Source organism: Cellulomonas bogoriensis 69B4 = DSM 16987 (assembly GCF_000767165.1).
Lineage (GTDB): Bacteria > Actinomycetota > Actinomycetes > Actinomycetales > Cellulomonadaceae > Actinotalea > Actinotalea bogoriensis.
The window spans coordinates 1-1,840 of sequence record NZ_AXCZ01000297.1 but is presented as its reverse complement, the minus strand read 5'-3'; the positions used below and the strand labels follow the sequence as shown (position 1 = coordinate 1,840).

General features: G+C 70.5%; 2 protein-coding genes. Both read left to right on the top strand.

The window, feature by feature from the left end:
• The first annotated feature begins 148 nt into the window (after nucleotides 1–148).
• Nucleotides 149–634 (top strand): flagellar hook assembly protein FlgD, encoded by a 486-nt coding sequence (locus N869_RS14800; RefSeq protein WP_198026099.1) that lies wholly within the window; start codon nucleotides 149–151, stop codon nucleotides 632–634.
• A 35-nt stretch (nucleotides 635–669) separates the two neighbouring features.
• Nucleotides 670–1,840 (top strand): flagellar hook protein FlgE (locus N869_RS14795; RefSeq protein ID WP_035062917.1); only part of this gene is annotated, 1,171 nt, incomplete at its 3' end.

Here is a 1,840-nt window from a genome sequence, read left to right as displayed (position 1 = left end):
CGCGGCGGCGAGGGCCGAGCGCCCCACGCCCGGCCCGGTGCCCAGGGCGAGCGCACGTCCGCCCGACCTGACGGCACCGACCCCCAGCCCACCCCGTCCCCGGGGTCGCACGTCGGCCTCGACATCGTCCTGTGAGGAGATCACCCCGGTGACCATCGCACCCACGGCAGCCACGCCCGCCACCTCCCTGCACGCGACGAGCACGGTCGCCGCACCCAAGCAGGAGATGGACAAGGAGGTGTTCCTCGCCCTCCTGGTCGCCCAGCTGCGCAACCAGGACCCCACCGCCCCCATGGACACCAGCCAGATGATGGCCCAGTCCACCCAGCTGGCGACCATGGAGCAGCTGACCGCCCTGACGGACACCTCGCGTGAGAGCTTCGCCCTGCAGATGCGGGTCGCGGCCAGCTCGCTGGTGGGCCAGCAGGTGAGCTTCGTCGACGCCGACGGCACCACCCACACCGGTGTGGCCACGTCCGTCAGCTTCGAGGACAAGGTGCCGGTCGTGACGGTCGGGGACCGGAAGGTCCCCCTCGACAACGTCTCGATGATCCGCGCCACGACCCAGCAGGACGCTCCTGCGCCGACCGACACCACCCCCGACCCTGCCGGCACCGCCGGACCTGCCGCCTGACCCAGGCTGCGGCACCACCGAAAGGACCACCCCCCATGCTTCGTTCGATGTTCTCCGGGATCAGCGGCCTGCGGGCGCACCAGACCATGCTCGACGTCACGGGCAACAACATCGCCAACGTCAACACGACCGGCTTCAAGGCGTCCCAGACCCAGTTCCAGGACACCCTGTCCCAGGTCCTCACCAACGCCGGTGGCGGCGGTGCCGGCGTCGGCGGGACCAACCCGGCGCAGGTCGGGCTCGGTGTGCGGACCGCCGGCATCACCACCAACTTCCAGCAGGGCGCGGCCCAGCTGACCAACCGGTCCACCGACATCATGATCTCCGGTGACGGGTTCTTCATGGTCAGCAAGGGCGGCCAGAACTTCTACACCCGCGCCGGTGCGTTCGACTTCGACGCCTCGGGCCAGCTGGTGACCGCCGACGGTGGTCTGGTGCGCGGCTGGGGAGCGACTGCGGACGGCACGATCGACACCAACGGGCCGCTGACGAACCTGACCCTGCCGATCGGTACGCTCATGGGTGCCTCGGCGACGACGGCGGCCGGGTTCGCAGGCAACCTCCCCGCGGACGCGGCCGACGGCACCGTCCTGAACCGTGAGGTCGACGTGTTCGACGCTGCGGGCAACCGCCAGTCCCTGGGCCTGTCGTTCACCAAGAACGCTGGCGGGTGGAGCCTGGACGTCAGCCGCGACGGAACGAACCTGGTGACGGGGCACGCCCTGACGTTCGACGCCAGCGGGCAGCTGACCGGTGGCGGCACCGTGACCGCCGGCGGCATCGCCGTCGACCTGGGTACGCTCACGGGCTTCGCGGGCCTGACGACGGTGGAGGCCGCGAACCAGAACGGCCGTGGAGCCGGGACGTTGCAGTCGTTCGTCATCGAGCCCGACGGCACGTTGCAGGGCGCGTTCAGCAACGGGCTGAAGCAGCCGCTCGGACGGGTCGCGCTGGCGACGTTCGCGAACCCCTCGGGCCTGGAGAAGGCCGGGGACTCCCTCTACCAGGTGTCGGTGAACTCCGGTGACCCGCAGGTCGGGGCAGCCGGTACCGGTGGTCGCGGGAGCCTGACCGGCGGCGCGCTGGAGATGTCGAACGTGGACCTCTCCTCGGAGTTCACCAACCTGATCATCGCCCAGCGCGGGTTCCAGGCGAACTCGCGGGTGATCACCACGTCCGACGAGCTGCTCCAGGAGCTCGTCAACC